The sequence below is a fragment of the Trueperaceae bacterium genome (assembly GCA_031581195.1).
In the GTDB taxonomy this organism is placed as follows: domain Bacteria; phylum Deinococcota; class Deinococci; order Deinococcales; family Trueperaceae; genus SLSQ01.
In genome coordinates, this window is sequence record JAVLCF010000235.1 from 1 (window position 1) to 1,091 (window position 1,091).

1 protein-coding gene is annotated in these 1,091 nt (G+C 75.2%); it reads left to right on the forward strand.

All coding sequences use genetic code 11. From position 1 onward, the window contains the following. Window positions 1–121: 121 nt before the first annotated feature. Window positions 122–1,091: hypothetical protein (locus RI554_11685; protein MDR9392674.1), on the forward strand; the 970-nt coding region annotated here is incomplete at its 3' end.

A 1,091-nucleotide genomic window follows, 5' to 3' on the forward strand; every position in this document is an offset into this window, starting at 1 on the left:
CCGTGTGGTCCGTCGACGACGACGGCGCTCCCACCGACGAGCACACGTACTGGCCCGGCTTCGCCGAACGCACCGCGGTCGGCCTCACGCTCGAGACGCTCGAGGTGGGCGAACCCGCGCGGTGAATCACGCGGCGTTCGACGGACCGGAGCGCGGCCCCGCGCCAGGTGCCCTCGCTGCACCCGTCACCTCCTCCGCCCACCTCCCCGAGGTGGGCGAACGGGTGGTGCTGGCCTGCGTCGGGCGGACCGGAGACGTCCTCCACGCGCGCCTCCTGCCGCCCGACCGAACGCCCGACGCCCCCGACGTACGCAGCCGCAACGACGCGACCGCCGTCCCGACCGGCGTCTCGCTCGTCGCCCGGACCGGCCTATCCAGCGACCTCCCCGTCCCCGGGGAGTGGTTCGGGTACGACGTTACGAACACCTGGACGTTCGGGAGCACGCCCTACCTCGGGGGTTCGGTCGCGTGGGCGGGACGCGACGTGCGCGCGCTGGGCCTCCCCCCATGCCCGCTGGACGTGCGCGACACCTGGACGCCCGACGAGGGGCTCGAAACGCTCGGGCTGGACCCCGACGCCCTCGAGCCGGTGTACGACGACCTCCTGGCCGCCGGCCCGCGCCGCGTCGTCGAGCTACGTCCCCCGATGCCGGCACCGCGGCGTCCCCTCGCGTTCGAGGAGGACGCCATCCTCGAGGCGGCGGTGCTGCGCGACGTCGGGGACGTCCGAGGCGTCGAGGACGTCCTCAACGACCTCACCCGCCGCGACCTCCGCGCCCTCGAGGCGCACGTCGCGTGGGGCGAGGCGGCCTTCGACGACGCGACGTTCGGCGGGTACGCCGGCGCCTACCGTCACTACGCCGTCGCGGTCGACGTGGCGGAGCGCACCTCCGACCTGAAGCCCGACGACCTCACCCCCAAGGGCTGGATCGAGAACCGACCGTACCTCCACGCCCTGCACGGGCTCGGCCTGGCCGCGTGGGCTCTCGGGCGTCACGAGGAGGCCCGCCGGACGTTCGCGCGGCTCCTGTGGCGCGACCCGCGCGACGGCGCCGGCGCGCGATTCCTCATCGCGCACCTCGACGCCGGCC